This is a genomic window from Pseudohalioglobus sediminis (genome assembly GCF_008370495.1).
In the GTDB taxonomy this organism is placed as follows: Bacteria; Pseudomonadota; Gammaproteobacteria; order Pseudomonadales; family Halieaceae; genus Halioglobus.
This window is the reverse complement of sequence record NZ_VTUX01000002.1, coordinates 216,381-235,333: the sequence shown is the minus strand read 5'-3', so window position 1 is coordinate 235,333 and position 18,953 is coordinate 216,381. Positions and strand designations below refer to the sequence as shown.

Annotated in this window: 16 protein-coding genes; 12 read left to right on the top strand and 4 right to left on the bottom strand. The window is 61.3% G+C overall.

Going from position 1 to position 18,953, the window contains the following annotated elements; all coding sequences use genetic code 11:
• Nucleotides 1–22: 22 nt before the first annotated feature.
• The 9 genes from F0M18_RS05040 (at nt 23) to F0M18_RS05000 (ending at nt 10,040) form a co-directional block, all read left to right on the top strand.
• On the top strand, nt 23–904 hold the full coding sequence (locus F0M18_RS05040; RefSeq protein ID WP_149610317.1) for an NAD(P)-dependent oxidoreductase: 882 nt from the start codon (nt 23–25) through the stop codon (nt 902–904).
• Nucleotides 846–2,378 (top strand): aldehyde dehydrogenase family protein, encoded by a 1,533-nt coding sequence (locus tag F0M18_RS05035; protein WP_262500830.1) that lies wholly within the window; start codon nt 846–848, stop codon nt 2,376–2,378. The genes F0M18_RS05040 and F0M18_RS05035 overlap by 59 nt, the downstream gene beginning before the upstream one ends.
• On the top strand, nt 2,375–3,148 hold the full coding sequence (locus F0M18_RS05030) for an SDR family oxidoreductase (RefSeq protein WP_149610315.1): 774 nt from the start codon (nt 2,375–2,377) through the stop codon (nt 3,146–3,148). The genes F0M18_RS05035 and F0M18_RS05030 overlap by 4 nt, the downstream gene beginning before the upstream one ends.
• A gap of 15 nt (nt 3,149–3,163) precedes the next feature.
• The gene (locus tag F0M18_RS05025) at nt 3,164–3,988 is read left to right on the top strand and encodes a coniferyl-alcohol dehydrogenase (RefSeq protein ID WP_149610314.1); all 825 of its coding nucleotides are present in this window, start codon (nt 3,164–3,166) and stop codon (nt 3,986–3,988) included.
• Nucleotides 3,989–4,367: 379 nt separating this feature from the next.
• Complete coding sequence (locus F0M18_RS05020; RefSeq protein ID WP_188109599.1) at nt 4,368–5,717, top strand: cytochrome P450; 1,350 nt, start codon at nt 4,368–4,370, stop codon at nt 5,715–5,717.
• Nucleotides 5,718–5,782: 65 nt separating this feature from the next.
• Nucleotides 5,783–6,838 carry a TIGR03857 family LLM class F420-dependent oxidoreductase gene (locus tag F0M18_RS05015; protein ID WP_149610312.1) on the top strand — a complete coding sequence of 352 codons (1,056 nt, stop codon included), beginning with the start codon at nt 5,783–5,785 and terminating at the stop codon, nt 6,836–6,838.
• A 17-nt stretch (nt 6,839–6,855) separates the two neighbouring features.
• Nucleotides 6,856–7,911 carry an ecdysteroid 22-kinase family protein gene (locus tag F0M18_RS05010; protein ID WP_262500829.1) on the top strand — a complete coding sequence of 352 codons (1,056 nt, stop codon included), beginning with the start codon at nt 6,856–6,858 and terminating at the stop codon, nt 7,909–7,911.
• Between the two features lie 243 nt (nt 7,912–8,154).
• Nucleotides 8,155–8,976: a class I SAM-dependent methyltransferase gene (locus F0M18_RS05005; RefSeq protein WP_149610310.1), complete on the top strand. Its 822-nt coding sequence runs from the start codon at nt 8,155–8,157 to the stop codon at nt 8,974–8,976.
• A gap of 17 nt (nt 8,977–8,993) precedes the next feature.
• Nucleotides 8,994–10,040: a TIGR03617 family F420-dependent LLM class oxidoreductase gene (locus tag F0M18_RS05000; protein ID WP_149610309.1), complete on the top strand. Its 1,047-nt coding sequence runs from the start codon at nt 8,994–8,996 to the stop codon at nt 10,038–10,040.
• Nucleotides 10,041–10,088: 48 nt separating this feature from the next.
• Here F0M18_RS05000 and F0M18_RS04995 read toward each other — a convergent pair whose 3' ends face one another.
• Complete coding sequence (locus F0M18_RS04995) at nt 10,089–10,763, bottom strand: nitroreductase family protein (protein WP_149610308.1); 675 nt, start codon at nt 10,761–10,763, stop codon at nt 10,089–10,091.
• A 5-nt stretch (nt 10,764–10,768) separates the two neighbouring features.
• Nucleotides 10,769–11,779, bottom strand: a complete 1,011-nt coding sequence (locus tag F0M18_RS04990; RefSeq protein ID WP_149610307.1) for a helix-turn-helix domain-containing protein — start codon at nt 11,777–11,779, stop codon at nt 10,769–10,771.
• Between the two features lie 117 nt (nt 11,780–11,896).
• On the opposite strand from F0M18_RS04990, the gene F0M18_RS04985 reads away from it, so the two are divergent.
• Entirely contained in the window at nt 11,897–12,808 is a 912-nt protein-coding gene (locus F0M18_RS04985; protein WP_149610306.1) for a fatty acid desaturase family protein, read from the top strand.
• Between the two features lie 5 nt (nt 12,809–12,813).
• On the opposite strand, the gene F0M18_RS04980 is transcribed toward F0M18_RS04985, so the two are convergent.
• Nucleotides 12,814–13,635 (bottom strand): PaaX, encoded by an 822-nt coding sequence (locus F0M18_RS04980; RefSeq protein WP_149610305.1) that lies wholly within the window; start codon nt 13,633–13,635, stop codon nt 12,814–12,816.
• Nucleotides 13,636–13,741: 106 nt separating this feature from the next.
• On the opposite strand from F0M18_RS04980, the gene F0M18_RS04975 reads away from it, so the two are divergent.
• Complete coding sequence (locus tag F0M18_RS04975; protein WP_149610304.1) at nt 13,742–14,677, top strand: fatty acid desaturase family protein; 936 nt, start codon at nt 13,742–13,744, stop codon at nt 14,675–14,677.
• Between the two features lie 16 nt (nt 14,678–14,693).
• Here F0M18_RS04975 and F0M18_RS04970 read toward each other — a convergent pair whose 3' ends face one another.
• Nucleotides 14,694–15,356, bottom strand: coding sequence for a cyclic nucleotide-binding domain-containing protein (locus F0M18_RS04970; RefSeq protein WP_149610303.1), 663 nt, complete (start codon nt 15,354–15,356; stop codon nt 14,694–14,696).
• A 357-nt stretch (nt 15,357–15,713) separates the two neighbouring features.
• Between F0M18_RS04970 and putA the strand changes: the two genes are divergently transcribed.
• Nucleotides 15,714–18,848, top strand: coding sequence for a bifunctional proline dehydrogenase/L-glutamate gamma-semialdehyde dehydrogenase PutA (gene putA, locus F0M18_RS04965; RefSeq protein WP_262500828.1), 3,135 nt, complete (start codon nt 15,714–15,716; stop codon nt 18,846–18,848).
• The last annotated feature ends 105 nt before the right edge of the window (nt 18,849–18,953 follow it).

The following is an 18,953-nucleotide window of genomic DNA, read 5'->3' as shown; positions in this document are numbered from 1 at the left end:
ACCAGCAAGGCTGTTCGCGCTGATGAATAAGCAAAAAAAGCAAGTGGGCTTTATCGGTCTTGGCAACATCGGCAGGCACTGTGCGCAGCGCCTCATCGTTGAACCTTACGAGGTATGGGTCTATGACACATACCAACCGGCAGTGAAGGAACTGGTAGAGCATGGCGCGCTTGCAGGTGAGTCGGTGCGGGATATCGCCTCGCGCTGCACTCATATCGGTATCTGTGTCCGTGACGATCAGCAGGTAGAGGAACTGCTCTACGGCCCCGGCGGTATTTTCACCAACGCCGCGAGCGGAACACTCGTGGCCGTGCACAGCACTGTCACCCAGGCCAATCTGCTGAAGTGGGCGCAACAGGCCGCGGATGCGGGTATTGTGCTTGTCGATGCGCCCATCACCGGCGGCGCACACAAGGCTGAAGCCGGGACGCTGTGTTATATGGTCGGCGGCGCGGAAGCAGTAGTCCGGGCCGCAGCCCCGGTGTTTGAGACGTCTGCAGAAAAAGTGGTTCACGCCGGGGCGGTTGGCGCCGGTATTGCGCTGAAGCTGTGCAATAACTTTATCCAATTCACGGAGTTCGTGGCCATGGCCGAAGCCACCCGCCTGGCCCACGCCTGTGGATTGTCCGCGGAGGTGCTGCGTGAGGTCGGGTTGTCCAACGGCGTCGTCAACGAGCAGATGCACATGTTCATATCCGGTCGTAATGGCATGGCAGCAAGCTGCAGCGAGGAAGAGATGGCAAGGCTGTTTGGTCCCATGGGCACGCTTGGGCGCAAGGACCTGCAGTGCGCGCTGGATACTGCAGCAGGCCATGGGGTGACCATGCCTACCGCAGTGTATGTACGTGACCGGATTGAAGACGTTTTTCTGGCACGGGATGAGTCCCGATTGCCGCAAGACTGAGGGCCAGGAGATGAATCCGGAGACACGCCTGCTCATAGACGGTGAGCTGGTAAACGCCGCGGAGTGTAAAACCTACCCTAATATCAACCCGGCTACCGAGGAAGTAATGGGGCACGTGGCCGATGCCGGGCCCGAGGACATGGATCGCGCCATCGCTGCGGCGCGACGCGCTTTTGACGACACCGATTGGTCGACCAACCACGCCTTTCGATTGCATTGCCTGCAGCAGCTGAAAGCGGGGCTGCTCGCGAACATGGAAGAGCTGAAGCGGCAGATTTCCGCGGAGACAGGCGCACCCCTGGGCATCTGTGGCCAGGCCGGCCCGCAATGTGAATTGCCCATTGAATTTATAGACTACACACTTGCAAGCCTGCCGCGGTATCAATGGCACAGGAATATCGGGACCAACGAAATCATGGGTGGCAACAACGAGCGCCTGGTCGAGAAGGAAGCCATAGGCGTGGTGGCGGCCATCACACCGTGGAACGTGCCGCTGCAGATCAACCTGGCCAAGTGCGTGCCAGCGCTGGCGGCGGGCTGCACCGTGGTCCTGAAAGCAGCGCCGGATACGCCCTGGTGCGCCTCTGCACTCGGCAGGATCGTCGCCGAGCATACCGATATGCCCGCCGGCGTTTTCAACGTGATTACCGCGCAGGACCCCGTACAGGTAGGCGAGCAACTGGTCACCGACCCGCGCGTTGATATGGTTTCCTTCACCGGTTCGACTGCCGTTGGCAAACATATTATGGCGAGCGCTGCGCAGACGGTGAAGAAGGTATTTCTCGAACTGGGCGGCAAGTCTGCGAATATCATCCTCGAAGACGCTGATCTGGCGGGCAGCCTGCTCAGCGCCCTCGCGGTGTGCTTTCACGCCGGGCAGGGCTGTGCTCTCAATACCCGGCTGCTGGTTCCCCGCGCCAGGCAGGCCGAGGTGGAAGCATTGCTGAAAACCTATTTCGGCCTGATTCACTACGGGGACCAGTCTTCAGAGCAGGACATCATGGGCCCGCTGGTGAATGCGCGACAGCGCGATCGGGTGCTGTCCTATATAGAAAAAGGTAAACAGGAGGGCGCCCGGCTCCTGCTCGGTGGCGGTATCCCCGAAAACCTGCCCAAAGGCTATTACGTGCAGCCTACTGTATTCGTCGACGTCACCAATGATATGACCATCGCGCGCGAGGAAATCTTTGGCCCCGTGCTGTGTGTCATTGCCTACGATAATGAGGACGAGGCAGTGCGTATTGCCAACGATTCGCCCTTCGGGCTCTCTGGCAGTGTCTGGGCAGGCACCCTGGATAGAGGGCTGGAGGTTGCCAGGCGCTTGCGAGTCGGCACTGTGAACGTCAACGGTGGCAATTTCTACGGCCCGGACGCTCCCTTTGGCGGCTACAAGCAAAGCGGCATCGGCCGGGAGATGGGAACAGAGGGATTTGAGGAATACCTGGAAACCAAGACCATAGCGATAGCGGTATGAAGATGGAACTGGTTGATCGCGTTTATATTGTCACCGGTGGCTCGAAGGGCTTTGGCCTGGCTATAGCCAGGGCGCTGGTGGCTGCAGGCGCGCGCGTGGGCCTGGTCAGCCGAAATCAGCAGGGGCTTGAGCAAGCGGTGAGCGAACTTGGCGCGGACCGTGCCTATGGCGTCGCCGCCGACGTGGGTCAACGCACTGGCATCACGGGAGCTATTGCGGCTATCGCGCAGCACTTTGGCCGTTTGGATGGTTTGGTTAATAACGCCGGCGCCGCCAGGCCCAACACGGTTGAGAATCTGGTGGAAGAGGAGGTGCTGATGCAGGTCAATACCAACTTCCTCGGTACGGTTTTCGCCTGCCAGGCGGTGATACCGCAGTTACGAGAGCATGGCAGTGACAACCCGCGCATTATCAATATCTCTTCCGCCTCGGCGTTTCATTTCGATGAAATGAGCCATCTTTCGATCTACGCCGCCTCCAAGGCGGCGGTGGAGCGCTTCACTCGCGACCTGGCCACGGAGTGCCAGGCGGAGGAAATCGGCGTGTCCTGTATTCGTCCCGGGGGCGCGGATTCCAGCATCGCTGAGGCCTGGGACATGGACGTGACTATGGCGGCCTTCGCAGCCTGGCGCGAAGAAGGCAGTTATATGGCGGTCGGTATGACCGTGGATGATGTCGCCAACGCGGTTGTGTTCGCATTGGCCCAGCCCAGGGGCGTGTCAGTGGATCTACTCGAGTTGCGGCCACAGCGACGGTCACCAAAGGGTTAAGCAGAGGGAAAAAGAATGCAGGATATTCTGGGATACCGAGGCAGGAATGTGGTCATTACAGGCGCCGCTTCGGGCATGGGGCAGGCCGCGGCCCAGCAGCTGGTTGAATTGGGAGCGGAGGTCCATGCGCTCGACATTGCGCCGGTCTCGGTTGCTGTCAAGCGTTGCATTCAAGTTGATATGAGCGACCCCGCCAGCATTGACGCCGCGCTGAACGAATTACCCGGAGAGGTATACGCTTTATTCAACTGCGCAGGTGTGCCCAGCCCGCCGTTCAGTGCTCGCGATACCATACGCGTTAATTTTGTCGGCCTGCGTTACCTCACCGAGGCCTTGCTTCCGCGTTTGCAGGAGGGTGGTTCCATAACCTCGATTGCGTCGACCGCGGGCATGGCCTGGAAATCCAGGCTGGATAGCGTCACGGCATTCCTGAACAGGCCGCCGTCTTTTGCCGCGGCAGACGAGTGGCTGGATGCCAACCCGGAGTCCTGCGCCGACGGTTACGGTTTTTCCAAGCAGTGCTTGATCGTGTACACCATGGCTAAAGCCAGGCTGCTGGCACAGCGCAATATCCGCATCAACTGTATTTCACCATCGCCCACCGACAGCGCGTTCATGGAGAAGCTCAAGGGAGAAGGGCAGATGCCCGATGCAGCGATAGACCTGTTCCTGCCAGCCAACGGCCGCTATGCCGAGGCCGGGGATATGGCCGGGCCGCTGGTGCTATTGGGCAGCACGCTCGCTGCTTTTGTCAGCGGGGTCAACCTGCCGGTGGACTATGGCTACTGTGCCGAGATCTATATGGCACAGCGCGATGACCTCCTGGGTATCGGCGCCTGAAACCGGCAGTTGATCGGATTCTGGAGACTAACGCAGGTCCAACGGCTACTACGTCCTCCCAGCAATAGTTTTAGCGCTTGCTGTCATAAGTAAACGAACCGCGAATGCGCTTCATCACCTCATCAAACCTTCGAGTGGTTTCTGGGGATTACTGACATGCTCGCCGATGGCACAATGGGCCGTATGGTCGGTGCCCCGTGTTGTGTGCTGAATCAACGCGCGCAGACCCGATGCCCTGCGAATGTTGTGCCATGACTTCACCCCATACGCAGCAAAGGGGGAGAGGCATCGCCAGCCCTGTGCATACATGCGAACCATGGCCGCGCCACGCTGTGTGGCGACGGGGCGGCTACTGCCAAATTACCTACAGGAACGTGAGATGACCAGTCAGGCCTACAAACAAGAGCCCGATAACAGGGATCTGGACCATATCCCCGGCAGCGATGGTCTGCCGTATTTTGGCCGAGGTCTCGATGCCGTGTTCCGCCTGAAAGACCTCGCTGACGAGCACTACCGGAAGTGGGGCGAGGTCTCGCGGATCAAGATCCTGGATCAGCGCGGCGTGTTGGTGCTCGGCGCGGACAACTACCAGCGCATTTACCTGGACCGCGATAAAAATTTCTCTGCTGAAATGGGCTATGACGCCAACCTGGGCCAGTTCTACAAGGGCGGCCTGTTGCTGCGGGATTTCGAAGAGCACAAATTCCAGCGCCGCATCATGCAGAGCGCTTTCAAGACCGCGGTGATGGGTAACTACGTCGCGGAGATGAATCCCATTATCGAGGCGCACCTCGATAGTTGGAGCCAGCACGGTCGCATCGAGTTTGGCGCCAGTATCAAGGAACTGCTGCTGGCCGTTGGCGCCCGGGTATTCATCGGCGTTGAAGCCAGCGGCGCTGAAGCCGAAGCGCTGAACAGGGCGTTTACGGATATCAATGAAGGCCTGGTCGGGCAGGTGAAAAAAGAGCTGCCTTTTACCAAGTTCAGGAAAGGCAAGCAGGGAGAACGCTTCCTGGCCCGTTACTTCGCCGAGCTGATCCCCCGGCGCCGGGGTAGTGACGGCACCGATATGCTGACCTACATGTGCAACGAAAAACAGGAGGACGGCCGCTTCTTTGATGAGCAGGATATCATTGCCCATGCCTCTTTCCTGCTTTTTGCTGCTCACGATACGACCACGTCTGTGCTGAATCACCTGGTGATGTACTCGGCGATGGATCCATCATGGCAGCGCAAAATGCGCGCAGAAGTGGAAAGCCTGGGCAAGGACACGCTCGAGTACGAAGACCTGGCCAGTCTGGAGCTCATAGATCGCTGTTTTCATGAGTGCCTGCGCCTGCATCCTTCGGTACCGTTGATGACGCGGCGGACCATCAGGGAGTGCGAACTGGGCGCTTATACCATTCCGCCCAACACCATGCTATTCCTGCCGCCCATGTTCAATCACCGCGATCCCAGGTACTGGAGCAACCCGGACCAGTTTGACCCGGACCGGTTTTTGCCCGAGCGCGCGGAGCACAAGCAGCACAGCTTCTGCTACCACCCCTTCGGTGGCGGGGCACATAAGTGCATTGGTATGCATTTCGCGGTCATGCTGGCCAAGGCTTTCATGTTCCAGTTCCTCAAGCGTTTTGACTATCAAACCCCGAAGGGATTCAAGCCCAGGCTGTTGTGGGTGCCCTTGCCCAAGCCGGCCAGGTTGCCGCTCGATATCAGTCCACGCCACTAGAGCACTGAGCCCGCGAGCGCCGCAGCACTGACAACTGATACTACAAAATGAGAGATGTACACCCGATGTCACAGCAAGAATTTCCTGAACTGAGTTGTTACCTGCTTCCGGGGCACACCCGCACACCTGTCGATGCCCTCGACGAGGTCAGGCGGGCGGAGGACCTTGGTCTGGGTAAGGCCTGGTTGTCCGAGCGTTTCGATGTGAAAGACGCCGGCGTGATCTGCTCGGCGGCACTGGCAGTAACCGAGCGCATTCATGTCGCCACCGCGGCGACCAATATCCATACCCGCCACCCGATGGTGCTGGCGACCATGTGCAGTTCGCTGCACTATATGTCCGCAGGTCGATTCGAGCTGGGCCTGGCTCGCGGCGTCGCCATTCGCAACCAGCTGATGGGGCTCGGTACCGTGACCAACAGGCAAATGGTGGACGGGCTCGATATCCTGCGCCGTCTGTGGCGGGGGGAGAAGATCGTCTCCTACGAGGGGCCGATGGGCAATCTTCCCTATCTCAGCCCGGGAGACTGGCTGGATGCACATATCCCGATCTACTTTGTCGGCTTTGGCCCCAAGAGCCTGGTGTTCGCCGGCAAGCATTTTGACGGCGTGCACCTGCATACCTTTATCACCCCTGATGGCCTCCACAGGGCGAAGCAGGCGGTTCAACAGGGAGCAGAACAAGCGGGTCGTTGCATCGATGATGTGAAAATCTGCACGGTAATGGCCACCGTGGTGAACCCGTCCCGGGAGGACTACCTGCGTAAGATAGTGGCGCGGATGGCCACCTATATGCAGGCACCCGGGTATGCGGAATTATTGGTGGAGTTGAACGACTGGGATGCCGAAGTGCTGACGCAGTTCAGGGCCGACGCCCTGGTGAGCTCCATGCTCGGTGGCATCGACAGCGTGGCGACGCTCGAACAACTCGAAGCGCTGGAGAAGTTGATCCCGCAAGAGTGGTTGTCAGCGGTGGCCACAGGGACGCCGGAGGCATGTGCGCGCCGTATTCACGAGGAGTTAGGGCACGGCGCTGACGAGGTCTGCATCCACGCCTCCACGCCGGATGAATTTGCTCCGGTGATAGAAGAATACCGAAGAATCAAGACAGCAGAGGCGTAATCGCAATGGTAGATATCGTGACAAAACCCGCGGAAATCACTGCGGAATGGTTTACGCGCGCTTTGCATGAATCCGGCCGGCTCCCTGAAGGCCGCGTCACCGACGTGGACTACACGATCATCGGTACCGGCAAGATGGGCGATAACGCGCGTTTCCAGCTCTGCTATGAGGGCCTTGAGACTGAGGCCCCGGCCTCGGTGATCGTCAAGTTCCCGGCTGCAGATGAAACCGCGCGAATGATGGCGGGTGCGCAGGGCGCCTATTTCAACGAGGTGATGTTTTACCGCCATCTCGCCGACAAAACCAGCATCCGCACGCCGGAAATCTTTGCCAACGAAATCAGCGAAGACCGCATGGATTTCATTATCGTGATGGAAGACATGGCACCGGCGGAGCCCGGTAGCCAGCTTGTCGGCGAGACACTGGCCCGCACACAGGTAGCGTTGAAACAGGCAGCCAGGCTGGCGTCGGCCTTCTACGACGACGACAGCCTCAAGGCCTGCGATTTCGTGGTGAAGAGTACCGAACCGGAAGGCGCAAAGGTCGGGCAGGACTTTCTGCAACAGTTCTGGCCGACGTTCCTGCAGCGTTTCGGTGATTCACTGGATGCCAGCGCGAAACAGTTCGGCGAGCATTACGTTAACAATCACGTCAGGTTCGCGTGCCACTATGCCGGCCCCAAGACCCTGGTGCACGGGGATTTCCGTAGCGAAAACATCCTCTTCGATGGCGATATGGCATGTACCGTGGACTGGCAGACCATCTCGGAACACAGTCCGCTCACCGATCTCGCCTACTTTATGGGCGGCAGTGTCGACACGGCGCAGCGGCGGCAGTGGGAGCGGGATGTTGTCGCCGAGTACCGCGATGAACTCGCGCGTCTGGGCGTGAAGTTGAGCCTCGATGACTGCTGGAATCAGTACCGGCTACAGTCAATGCACGGATTGATGATCACCATCCTGGGAGCCTGCTTCGCGGCGGCGGGAGAGCGCAGCGACAGGATGTTCCTGACCATGGCGCAGCGTCATTTCCAGCATTGCCTGGACCTGGATGCGATGGACTTCCTGGGCTGAACTCCACGCTGAGGCGTCCACATACGCTTGGTTTACATGCGGCCGCGGTGGCCAGGCGGTTTGAACCGGGCTGGGCCGCCCGGCGTACCAAACTGGTTGGGGAGATGCACGCTCGCGTTCCCGGCAGGCCAGGTTGCCACGGCACAGGGCCATAAGCAGGGCACGCGCTTGATCCGCAGGCAACAGTACCTGTAACCTCCCCGACAGTCCGAATTTCCTAATGACCAAGCGGAGAAATACACAATGAGAACAAGGATTTTTGCTGCACTGCTGGCAATTGCCATAATGCCGGCGGTTCACGCTGACGACGCCGCACTGGAGGCAGCGGTCGCCGGCGAACATCGCGCCGAGGCCAATAAAGCGCGCGACAAGTACCGCAATCCCGTGCAAACCCTGAAATTGTTCGACATCCAGCCCGGGCATACCGTGGTTGAAGTCTGGCCGGGCGGCGGTTGGTATACGGAAATTCTAGCGCCTTACCTGCGCGATAACGGCAAGTTGATCGCTGCGCACTACGACAGCAGTGATACCCAGGCAGATTACCGTCCGCGTGGGCGCGAGCGCTTTGAACAGAAGATGAAAGATACGCCGGACGTTTACGGCAAGGTCGAGGTCACCTCGCTCATGTTCGATGAGGAGGCCGATACGCTGGTCAAGCCCGCGGCGGCGGATAACAGTGTCGACCGCGTCGTGACCTTCCGCAGCGCCCACGGTATGGTGCGCTCCGGTATCGCGCCGGCGGCCTTTGAACACTTCTACGCTATCCTCAAGCCAGGCGGCAAGCTGGGCGTGGTGCAGCACATGGCCGATGCGGACCAGGACTGGATGTCGCGCAATATTGGCTACGTCGGTCGCGACTACGTTGTGGCAATGGCTACCCGTGCCGGCTTCGTCCTCGAAGCTGAGGGTTTCTTCAACCGTAACCCGCTGGACACCAAGCGCCACGAGCACGGCGTCTGGAGCCTGCCGCCAACGCTGCACAAAGTTGAATCGGATGCGCAAAAGGCCGCGTTGACGGCGGCGGGCGAGAGTGAACGCATGACACTGGTCTTCCGCAAGCCCTAGCTCGCGGCAGCAAAGACGTGCAGATCTACACCACGCTGGTGCAGGATGAGCTGCGAGCCGTAGCCGGCGAGATCCAGCGCCTCGAGCACGCCGGCTACGACGGCGTGCTCACCCAGGAAAACCGTCACGACCCGTTCCTGCCGCTGGGTGTAGCGGCGGTAAACAGTGATCGACTGCGCCTGGGTACCGGTGTGGCGATTGCGTTCCCGCGCAGTCCCATGGTCATGGCCAATCTCGGCTGGGACCTGCAAGCGGCCAGTAAAGGGCGTTTCGAGCTTGGACTGGGCACGCAGGTAAAGGGGCATAACGAGCGACGTTTTTCCGTGCCGTGGTCTGCCCCGGTGCCGCGCCTGAAAGAGTACATCGGCGCACTGCGGGCGATATGGCGGAGCTGGAAAACAGGTGCGCCGCTGGCATTTGATGGCGAGCACTACCGCTTTACCCTGATGACGCCGAATTTCACCCCGGAGGCAATGCCGTTTTCGCCACCGCCTGTCACCATGGCGGCGGTGGGGCCAGCCATGTTGCGGCTCGCCGGCGAGGTGGCAGACGGGGTGCGCTTGCATGCGTTTTGCACGCGCAAGTATTTCCAGAACGCCGTACTGCCGCAGCTGCAGACCGGCCTTGACCGGGCCGGTCGCAACCGGGCATCGCTGCAGGTCAGTGGTGGTGGTTTCGTGGTAACCGGCGCGACGGACGCAGAGGTTGAGCGCAGCATAGAGTTCCACCGCCAGCGCATCGCCTTCTATGGCTCCACCCGCGCCTACTGGCCGGTGCTGGAGCAGCATGACCTGCTGGACGTGGGCGAACAACTCAATGCCATGGCCAGGCAGTCACAGTGGCGCGATATGCCTGCGGTCATAAGCGATGACGTGTTGCAACTGTTTTGCGCCATCGGTCGCCATGACCAGATCGCTACGCAGATTGAAAGCCGGTTTGCCGGTCTGGCCGACGCCGTATCCGACAGCGCGTCTTACGAGATGCCGGGCAGGCTGCCCGCGCAGGTGATCGAAGATATCAGGGCGATACCGATGGCGTTCCAGGGCTTTTCTGCAGGGGCCTGATGCGCACCACCGCGCCGCTGTTTCCCGTAGCGCCGCGGTTGACGGCCCTCAGACGAAGCTCGCTATCTCATCCAGCGATTTTTTTTGCAGTGCGGCGCCCGGTACCGTGGCGTCATCAGCCGGGTGGCCCACCACCAGCAGCATATAGGGCCGCTCTGTCGCTGGCCGTTGCAGTATTTCCGAGAGGAACTTCATCGGGTTGGGCGTGTGGGTCAGCGTGGCCAGTCCGGCGCGATGCAGTGCGTTGAGGAGAAAGCCGGTGGCGATACCCACGGATTCCGACATGTAATAGTTTTTCTGTTTATTGCCATCCGCATCCACGCCGGATCGTTGCAGGAATATGGCGATTAACCACGGTGCAGTTTCCAGGAAGGGCTTGTGCTGGTCCGTGCCCAGCTTGTCCAGGTCCTCCAGCCAGTCCTCCCCGGCGCGACCGCTGTAGAATTCGGCCTCTTCGTGCTCGGCGGCGATACGTATCTTGCGCCGGGTCTCCGCGTCTGAAACACAAACGAAGTGCCATGGCTGGTGGTTTGCGCCGCTCGGTGCCGAGCCGGCGGCGCGTATGCAGGCCTCAATGATGTCCCTGGGCACGGGTTTATCGCTGAAGGCCCGCACCGAGTGGCGGCGCTGGATATCTTCGAGATAGTCTTTGGCGCGCCGGCGCATCTCGTCATCGCTGTAACTTTGCCAGTCTGGCAGTGGCACGGGTTGGTAATCCGGCATGTTTTCTATCCTGTTTTCTGCGCCCGCTGGCGGTAGTGGTTGGGTGTGCAGCCCTCATTGTTGCGAAAGGCGCGACGGAAATTGGCGGTGTCCTGGTAACCAAGCGTTGCCGCGATGGACTCGATGCTGTCGTTGCTGTTGCGGAGATAGTGCCTGGCCCGCGCCGCCAGCGCCTCGGTCTTCAATTGCCGAAAACTCTGCCCCTCCTGCTGCAATCGCCGGTTCAGGGTGCGTTCCGAGACGCAGAGTGAGGAGGCCACCGTGACCAGGTCAGGAAGCGGTGGTTCACTGCTGCGCAGCAAGGCAGCGACGTGGTCACTGTAGGGTGCTGCGTTGGCACTGGCGGTGTCCGCCAGCCGGCGTGAAAGGTCAAGGCAGGCCTGCCGCCAGAGTTCGGGGTGGAAATAGGGGGAGGGCAGGTCGAGCCAGCGGCGTGGAATGTCCACCTCGTTCGCCGCTGCTGCGAAACTGACGCTTCCGTGCAGTGCACTGCGGTACACGTGACTGTTGTCAGGTTCCGCTATGGTCAGGCGATAGCTGGCATCCGCCAGCACATGGTCAAGTAGTGACTCGGCGTAGCGCTGCAGAATCAGCATTGCCGTTTCTGTATGAAAGCGCTCAAGGTTATCCGTGTCTTGATGGTAGCCGATGGATGCTGTCAGTCCGTGGAAGGTCGAACGAATGCGGACAACGACGTAGCTGGCGTGCAGGCGCGAATGCGCTTCCATCAGCTGTAGGCCCTCTCGCAGTGTCGGCGCTACGGCCATGCCTGCGCCCACCTCACCGAGGGCAAATACCGGCATGTTGCGCCCCAGTATAAAACCCAGCTGATCGTCACCGGTGATCTCGTGCCCGGTGCGCAGTATGTGCAGGAAGTCCGCCATGCTGATATCGCCACCGCCAAGCAGCTGCTCCCGCGTTATCGAGGCGCCGCAGAATAGCGGGGCGGGGTTTATATCGCGACGCACTACCTCTCGCAAAATCAGGCGTGCGTACACAGGGCTGATCTTTTCCAATGCTTGGACTCCGCTTTTGGCGAATTATGACACCTTTCTGGCGAGTTCTGCACTCACAAGGCGGAGGCAGCTACGGCAAAGTCTTTACTCATAGCCAAATGAGCGGGGAGCAGGTTGATGAGCAAACAAGAGAGTGCGGATGCGGCAGCGCTGGCGCGAGCACGGCACTATATGGGTGACTTCGCCTGGCCCACGGTGCTGCTGGCACTGGCGACGTTCTTCGGCTACCTGGCAACGGTGGCGCTGGCCGTGACAGGCACGCTCTCACTGTGGCTGGCCACGCCGATGATCGCCGGCCTGACCTATTGCGCCTACACCGTCGCCCACGAGTCGGTGCACGGTTGTATCAGTGGCAGCCACCCGCGATTGCGCTGGGTGAATGAGGCCCTCGGCTACGGCGCCGCCTGGATTATGATGATCCCCCTGACCGCGCATCGCCACGAGCACCTGGCACATCACCGGCATACCAACGAGCCGGAACAGGACCCGGACTATCACGTGGCGCAGATGCGGCAGTCACCGCGCGCTGCGCTCGCAGCCGCCCTGCAGTTACTGACGGTCCAGTACCGGTATTATCTGCGCCATCGCTGGTCCAAAGGCCCCCTGCGGCAGAATGTCTACCTCTGCCTGGAAGTTGCTGCGGCGATCCTGCCGCGGGTGGCCCTGGTGCTGGCAGGCTATTGGCTGGAAGCCTTTGCCTTGTTCGTTGTCGGCTGGTCGCTGGGTATCGTACTGCTGCTGTACCTGTTCGCCTATATCGTGCATCGCCCTCACAACAAGGTAGGCCGCTACGTGGATACCTCTACTATCCTCCTACCCGGCCCGTTGCAGCAGTGGCTCACGGTCGCCTGGGGATACCAGAACTATCACTCCATTCACCATCTGTTTCCGCGCGTACCCTTCTATCGTTACGCTGACCTGTACGCGGACATAGAACCTATCATGCTGGCCCAGGGCGCGCCGGTTTACCGCCTCACCCTGAGGGGACTGGTAGAGAATGGGGGCGGGCAGTCGGGACAACCGGCATAGATCCATTACGGTGAATCGAGGCCGGCTCCTGAAGCCTCGATCAGGCGCTGCCAGATGTTGCGCCCGGCCCGATCGTAGACCAGCATCTGCGCAATCATCCGGCTGCGAGCGGCGGCGTCGACGATGGGGTCGGGCAGCAGCGGGTCGGAATTGATCTGCCTGATCACGGCCTCACCAACCTGTATTGTTTCGCGAGCGGCGTCGGCCAGTGGCAGTTTGCCCAGTCGCGCCAGGCTCGCGGTCATCGCCTCGCAGTGGTATCGGTAGGCGGATTCGATGGCATCACCCGGCCACAGTGCGAACAGTGCCTCGGCATTGACGCCGGCTATTTCCGTGGCCCGGCTGATCACGGCATCTGCTTCCATGCCCAGCGTGATCAGTCGTTGTTGTGTTGCGGTTAGGGGCTCTGCCAGGTTCGACGGCCGTATCCACAGCCCGGCGGCGTACTCTGCAAACCCGTTCAGTCGCAAAGCCCGCTCCCGGGCCCGCAGCGCCGTGCGATTGCCCCGGCCCAGGTGTGCACAGTGCGCCAGTATCCAGTCACCATCCCAGTACCCGATGCGACGTTCCACGTTAACCCAGTCCCGGGCGGTGTCGGCCATGATGCGCCCTTTCGGGCCAATCACATAGACGCCCCGGCGCGGGGACGCCAGCAGGCCCTGGCGTTTCAGCCGGCCCACGGTGACGCGGATGGCGGCCGCATCAATGTCGAACAGCGCTCCCCATTGCTCCAGCGAGGCGATGCTGGCCTCACCCAGGTCCGGCGCACTGAGCAGAGACAGGATGAGGCGTTTCGCCGCGGGCGCCTGCTGGCTGGATTGCTTCATGTCGCGTCCTGTTGCATCGCCTGATTGTAACAGTAAAGTTTCAATATGCGCGATATGTGTTACATTTAGTCTGGTGTCGAAGCAATATCAGCCCTGGAGTGACCAAATGAAAGCCAGCGACTATCTGGACAAAGAGGAAATTCGCGCATTCACCCGTCGCAGTGACGTCGCCGGGGCTTGGCTGGTCGCCTGGAACTGGCTGCTGATTGCGACCATTTTCGCTGTGACCATTGTCTGGACCAACCCTTTGACACTGCTGCTCGCTGTCATTCTGCTGGGTGGCAGGCAGCTGGGGCTGGCGGTATTGATGCACGAGGCCGGCCACAAAACCCTGTTCAGGACGCAGAAACTCAATGATCTGGTGGGGCAGTGGCTCTGTGCCTACCCGGTTCTGGGCGATGTGACGGCCTACGGTGCATCCCACCGCGAACATCACCGCCACGCGGGAACGGAAAACGATCCCGACCTGCCCAACTATCGTGCCTACCCGGTGACACGCGCCAGCTTCCTGCGCAAGATCAAGCGCGACCTGAGCGGGCAGACCGGCCTGCAGCTGATTCGCAGTGTGTTTGGCGGCAAGGGGCGCAACCTGATGCTGAGGGAAGGTGAGAGAACGCACGCCGAACGGCGCGGCCTGCTGGTCAACCTGTGCCTGCTGCTGTTGCTGGTGGCTCTGGGCTTCGGCGCCTACTACCTGTTGTGGGTGGTGGCGTACTTTACCGCCTACCCGCTGATCGCGCGCATCCGGCAGGTCGCCGAGCACGGCAATGTGCCGGACCTCTATGACCTGGACCCGCGCAGCAACACCCGTACCACCTATGCCAACCCGCTGGAGCGCCTGGTGTTTTGCCCCAATTTTGTCAATTACCACCTGGAGCATCACCTGCTGGCCAGCGTGCCGGCGCATAAACTGCCGGCATTGCACCGCCTGCTCAAGGAGCGCGGTTTTTACCAGGGGCACGAGAATGCCCTGGCTACGGGTTACCTCGCCGTGATTCGACGGGCCGTGCCGGAACTGGGCGGTGGCGCGCAGCCGGCCTAGATCCGCGCGCTGCCTGCTACACGTCTTCGAGCAGCGCAGTGGCTTTGCCGGCACCTTTGACGATAATACTGCGGCCTTCACTGACGATCAGTTGCCGTGCTTCGAGATCGCGCAGGCAGCGGCCTGCCATCTCCCTGGAGCAAGCGCTCAGGCGCGCGATCTCGGTGCGGGTGACGTTGACGCGCACGCCTTCGGCGTGGGTATAGGCATCCGGTTGTTCCGCCAGGTCAAGCAGCACGCGCGCTATGCGCCCGGTGACGTCCAGCAATGCCAGGTCGCCGGTTTTGCGTTCCGCCTGCATCAGCCTGCGCGCAAGGTGTTCGCCGAACATGCGCAGGTAATCTGCACGGCGTGACGCCAGTTCACCCTGTAACAGTTCCTGCAGCCGCGCGTATTGAATCTTCGCGAGCTTGCTCTCGGTTCGTGTCTTGACATGGACATTGCGCACGGGTGTGTCCAGGAAGACGCCCAGTTCGCCAAGGAAATCGCCCTGGTGCAGGTAGGCCAGTACAAATGCCTGCCCGCTGTCGTCACGGACCTGCACCGACAGCGAACCCTCTACCACGTAATACAGTGTGTCTGAAGGGTCACCGGGCCGGATGACATCGCAGCGCGGGGCATAGTCGCCTTGCTGGCATTGGGCCAGCAACAGTTCCAGCAGGTCCTCGTCTTTGAGCATGGTGTGGTGTTCCCTGGTGCGTCAGGTGCACGTTGCCGCAAGCGCAGGTGTCGCGCAAGCGTGATGTCGACTTTCCCGGCCTGAGCCGTTGACGACGGCGCTAACCCGGGGCTGTCGAGTATGGAGAGGGTTGGAAACGACGGATGACACACCGGATGGCTGCTCGGGGCTCCCGTTCCTGCGTCATGCCTGGGGTGCGATTATCACGTGCCTGACATGGTTCGCATGCAAGCTGTGTGCTACTTTTCGTGTTTTCCGACCCGGCCAGGGAGGGTGTAGCGTCGAGGCGCTTGCCCCCGCGCGATGGAGCGGCCTGCGGGTGAGTCGGTGCGGTTTCTTGTCAAGAGGATGATTGCAGTGAGCGAACAATTGGATGCCCTGAGGCAACAGATCCGCGCCGCCACACATGCCGCTGAACCGGAGGTCGTGCGGGAGCTGCTCGGTGCCACCTCGATCAAGGATGCGCGCGCGGCGCGCGTGCACGAGCACGCCGTGGCCCTGGTCGAACAGTGTCGCGGCAGGAGCGATCGCGCCGGTACGCTGGACGCTTTCCTGCAGGAGTTCGGTCTTTCCAACAAGGAAGGCATCGCGCTGATGTGCCTGGCGGAGTCGCTGTTGCGGGTGCCGGACGAAGACACCGCGGATCGCCTGATTGCCGAGAAAATCCGCTCCGGGGACTGGGCTGCACACAAGGGCCGGTCCGGTTCCCGTTTCGTCAACGCATCCGTCTGGGGCCTGATGCTCACCGGCAAGGTGGTCAATCTCGACGAGGATATCACCGGCAACACCGGCTCGTGGATGAAGCGCCTGGTGTCGTCCATCGGCGAGCCGGTAGTGCGCCGCGCCGTGCTGCAGGCCATGCGTATCATGGGCGGCCAGTATGTGCTGGGCAGGACCATCGAAGAAGCCATTCAGCGCGGTATTGCCGACAACCGGCCGGGCACGCGGTTTTCCTTTGACATGTTGGGGGAGGGCGCGCGCACCGACGAGGACGCGCGACGCTACTTTGACGCCTATGCCAGTGCCATCGAGCGTATCGTTGCTGCCGACAGCTCGGCCAGTGTCCTGGAAGCCAACGGGATATCGGTGAAGCTTTCTGCACTGCACCCGCGCTACGAATATCGCCAGAAGCGCAGGGTGATGAACGAGCTGTTGCCGCGAGTCAAGGCACTCGCCGTGGCGGCACGCTCCGGCAACATCGGTTTCAGTATCGATGCCGAGGAGTGTGATCGTCTGGACCTGTCGCTGGACATCTTTGCAGCACTGGCCGCCGACCCCGAGCTGGCCGGCTGGGACGGCCTCGGTTTCGTTTTGCAGGCGTACCAGAAGCGCGCCACCGAGGTGTCGCACTGGCTGGTGCAGCTGGCCAGGGAATGCAATCGGCGGCTGATGGTGCGCCTGGTCAAAGGTGCCTACTGGGACGGTGAAATCAAGCACGCACAGGAACTGGGTGTCAGCGATTACCCGGTATTCACGCGCAAGTGCCATTCCGATCTGTCCTACCAGGTCTGTGCCGAGATCCTGCTCGCGGCCCAGGACGACATCTACCCGCAGTTCGCCACACACAACGCCTACACCGTGGCCATGGTGCAGGAGCTGACGCGCGATGGAAGAGAGTTCGAGTTCCAGCGCCTGCACGGCATGGGCGATTTATTGTACGAGCAGGTGCAGGCCGGCGCGCCGGACACGGCGCTGCGCGTTTACGCACCGGTGGGCAACCATCGCGACCTGCTGCCATACCTGGTGCGTCGATTGCTGGAAAATGGCGCCAATAGTTCGTTTGTCAATCGCTTCCTCGATGCGAAGGTGGCGCCGGGGGAGCTGCTCCGGGACCCGGTTGCAGAGACGCGGGAGAACCCGCACGGGCGCCACGGACGCATTCCAGCACCCAGGGAGCTGTATCGCGATGAGACATGGCCCTGGCAGAGCGCCGCAGGCCTCGATCTCGCCGAACCACTGGTGGTGCTGCCGCTGCTGCAGGAGGTCGAGGCCAGCAGGGAGCGTGCCTTCGAGGCGGCACCAGTTGTCAACGGCAGTACACAGCCGGGCAGCAGCCGCGCAGTGATCAGTCCGGCCAGTACGCAAACACCGGTGGGGCAGGTGGTAGAGGCCGGTGCCGAAGCCATTGAGCTGGCACTGGCGACTGCATCGGCGTCACAGTTGCAATGGGACCGGGCCGGTGCAGAGCTGCGGGCCCGGGTGCTGGAGCAGGCTGCCACCCTGATGGAGCAGGAAACGGCGCAGTTGATGTCCTTGATTGTCGCCGAGGCGGGGCGAACCCTCGATGACGCCTTGTCAGAGGTACGCGAGGCGGTGGATTTCTGCCGCTACTATGCGCAACAGGCGCGCCGTCTGTTCTCTGCGCCGAGCCCGCTGCCGGGGCCAACCGGTGAGGTCAATGAGCTGTCTCTGCACGGTCGTGGTGTATTCCTGTGTATCAGCCCATGGAATTTTCCGCTGGCCATCTTCGTGGGCCAGGTGGCGGCGGCGCTCGCCGCCGGCAACAGCGTGATCGCCAAGCCTGCCGAGCAGACGCCGTTAATCGCCGCGCGTGCCGTGGCTTTACTGTTGCAGGCTGGTGTGCCGGCGGAGGTGTTGCAGCTGCTCCCGGGAGACGGTGCCCGCGTTGGTGCCGCCCTGGTCAGGGATACGCGTATCAGTGGTGTCGCCTTTACCGGCTCGACAGCGACGGCAAAGCTTATCAATCAGCAACTGGCCGAGCGCGATGGGCCGATTGTGCCGCTGATAGCGGAGACGGGCGGCCTGAATACCATGATCGTCGACGCGACGGCATTACCGGAGCAGGTGGTCGACGATGTTATCACCTCGGCTTTCCAGAGTGCGGGCCAGCGCTGCAGCGCACTGCGCGTGCTTTACCTGCAGCAGGATATCGCTGACAACGTGTTGCAGATGCTCGCCGGCGCCATGCAGGAGTTGCGGATCGGGGATCCAGCCGCCCTGAGCACGGATATCGGCCCGGTCATCGACCTGGACGCGCGACAGATGCTGGAGCGTCACCAGCTGCGCATGCGTGATGAAGGGCGTCTGGTGGCGGCCTGCAGTCTGGATGAAAGTCACACCGGGGGTTACTTCGTGCCGCCCCAGGTCTATGAAATACAGTCTTTGGCGCAGTTGCCCGGGGAAGTATTCGGACCGATCCTGCATGTTATTCGCTATGGCACCAGCGAACTGGGCAGGGTTCTGGATGAGATCAATGCCTCGGGCTACGGCCTGACGCTGGGCGTGCACAGCCGCATAGACGGATTCGCCCGCGACATCTTCGCCGCCACCCGCGTCGGCAATACCTACATTAACCGCAATACCGTCGGCGCCGTGGTCGGGGTAAACCCCTTCGGTGGCATGGGGCTTTCCGGCACCGGTCCCAAGGCCGGCGGGCCAAACTACCTGTACCGTTTCGCGACGGAGAAAACGCGCACCGACAATGTCGTGGCCAAGGGCGGCAATACGCAGCTGTTCAGTTTGCAGGAATAAGGCCCTCGCCAGACCTCGATGACGCTACAGCGGCCACCGCTGCAGGGCCGTTCCTGGCTACGAATTCTGACCGCACCCGGGCGCACCGTATTGCGATAATCGGCG

What these genes read in the sequence shown, in the direction of transcription:
- F0M18_RS05040 (WP_149610317.1), top strand. Translation starts at nt 23, where the DNA reads ATGAATAAGCAAAAAAAGCAAGTGGGCTTTATCGGTCTTGGCAACATC.
- F0M18_RS05030 (WP_149610315.1), top strand. Translation starts at nt 2,375, where the DNA reads ATGAAGATGGAACTGGTTGATCGCGTTTATATTGTCACCGGTGGCTCG.
- F0M18_RS05025 (WP_149610314.1), top strand. Translation starts at nt 3,164, where the DNA reads ATGCAGGATATTCTGGGATACCGAGGCAGGAATGTGGTCATTACAGGC.
- F0M18_RS05020 (WP_188109599.1), top strand. Translation starts at nt 4,368, where the DNA reads ATGACCAGTCAGGCCTACAAACAAGAGCCCGATAACAGGGATCTGGAC.
- F0M18_RS05015 (WP_149610312.1), top strand. Translation starts at nt 5,783, where the DNA reads ATGTCACAGCAAGAATTTCCTGAACTGAGTTGTTACCTGCTTCCGGGG.
- F0M18_RS05005 (WP_149610310.1), top strand. Translation starts at nt 8,155, where the DNA reads ATGAGAACAAGGATTTTTGCTGCACTGCTGGCAATTGCCATAATGCCG.
- F0M18_RS04995 (WP_149610308.1), bottom strand. Translation starts at nt 10,763, where the DNA reads ATGCCGGATTACCAACCCGTGCCACTGCCAGACTGGCAAAGTTACAGC.
- F0M18_RS04985 (WP_149610306.1), top strand. Translation starts at nt 11,897, where the DNA reads ATGAGCAAACAAGAGAGTGCGGATGCGGCAGCGCTGGCGCGAGCACGG.
- F0M18_RS04980 (WP_149610305.1), bottom strand. Translation starts at nt 13,635, where the DNA reads ATGAAGCAATCCAGCCAGCAGGCGCCCGCGGCGAAACGCCTCATCCTG.
- F0M18_RS04975 (WP_149610304.1), top strand. Translation starts at nt 13,742, where the DNA reads ATGAAAGCCAGCGACTATCTGGACAAAGAGGAAATTCGCGCATTCACC.
- F0M18_RS04970 (WP_149610303.1), bottom strand. Translation starts at nt 15,356, where the DNA reads ATGCTCAAAGACGAGGACCTGCTGGAACTGTTGCTGGCCCAATGCCAG.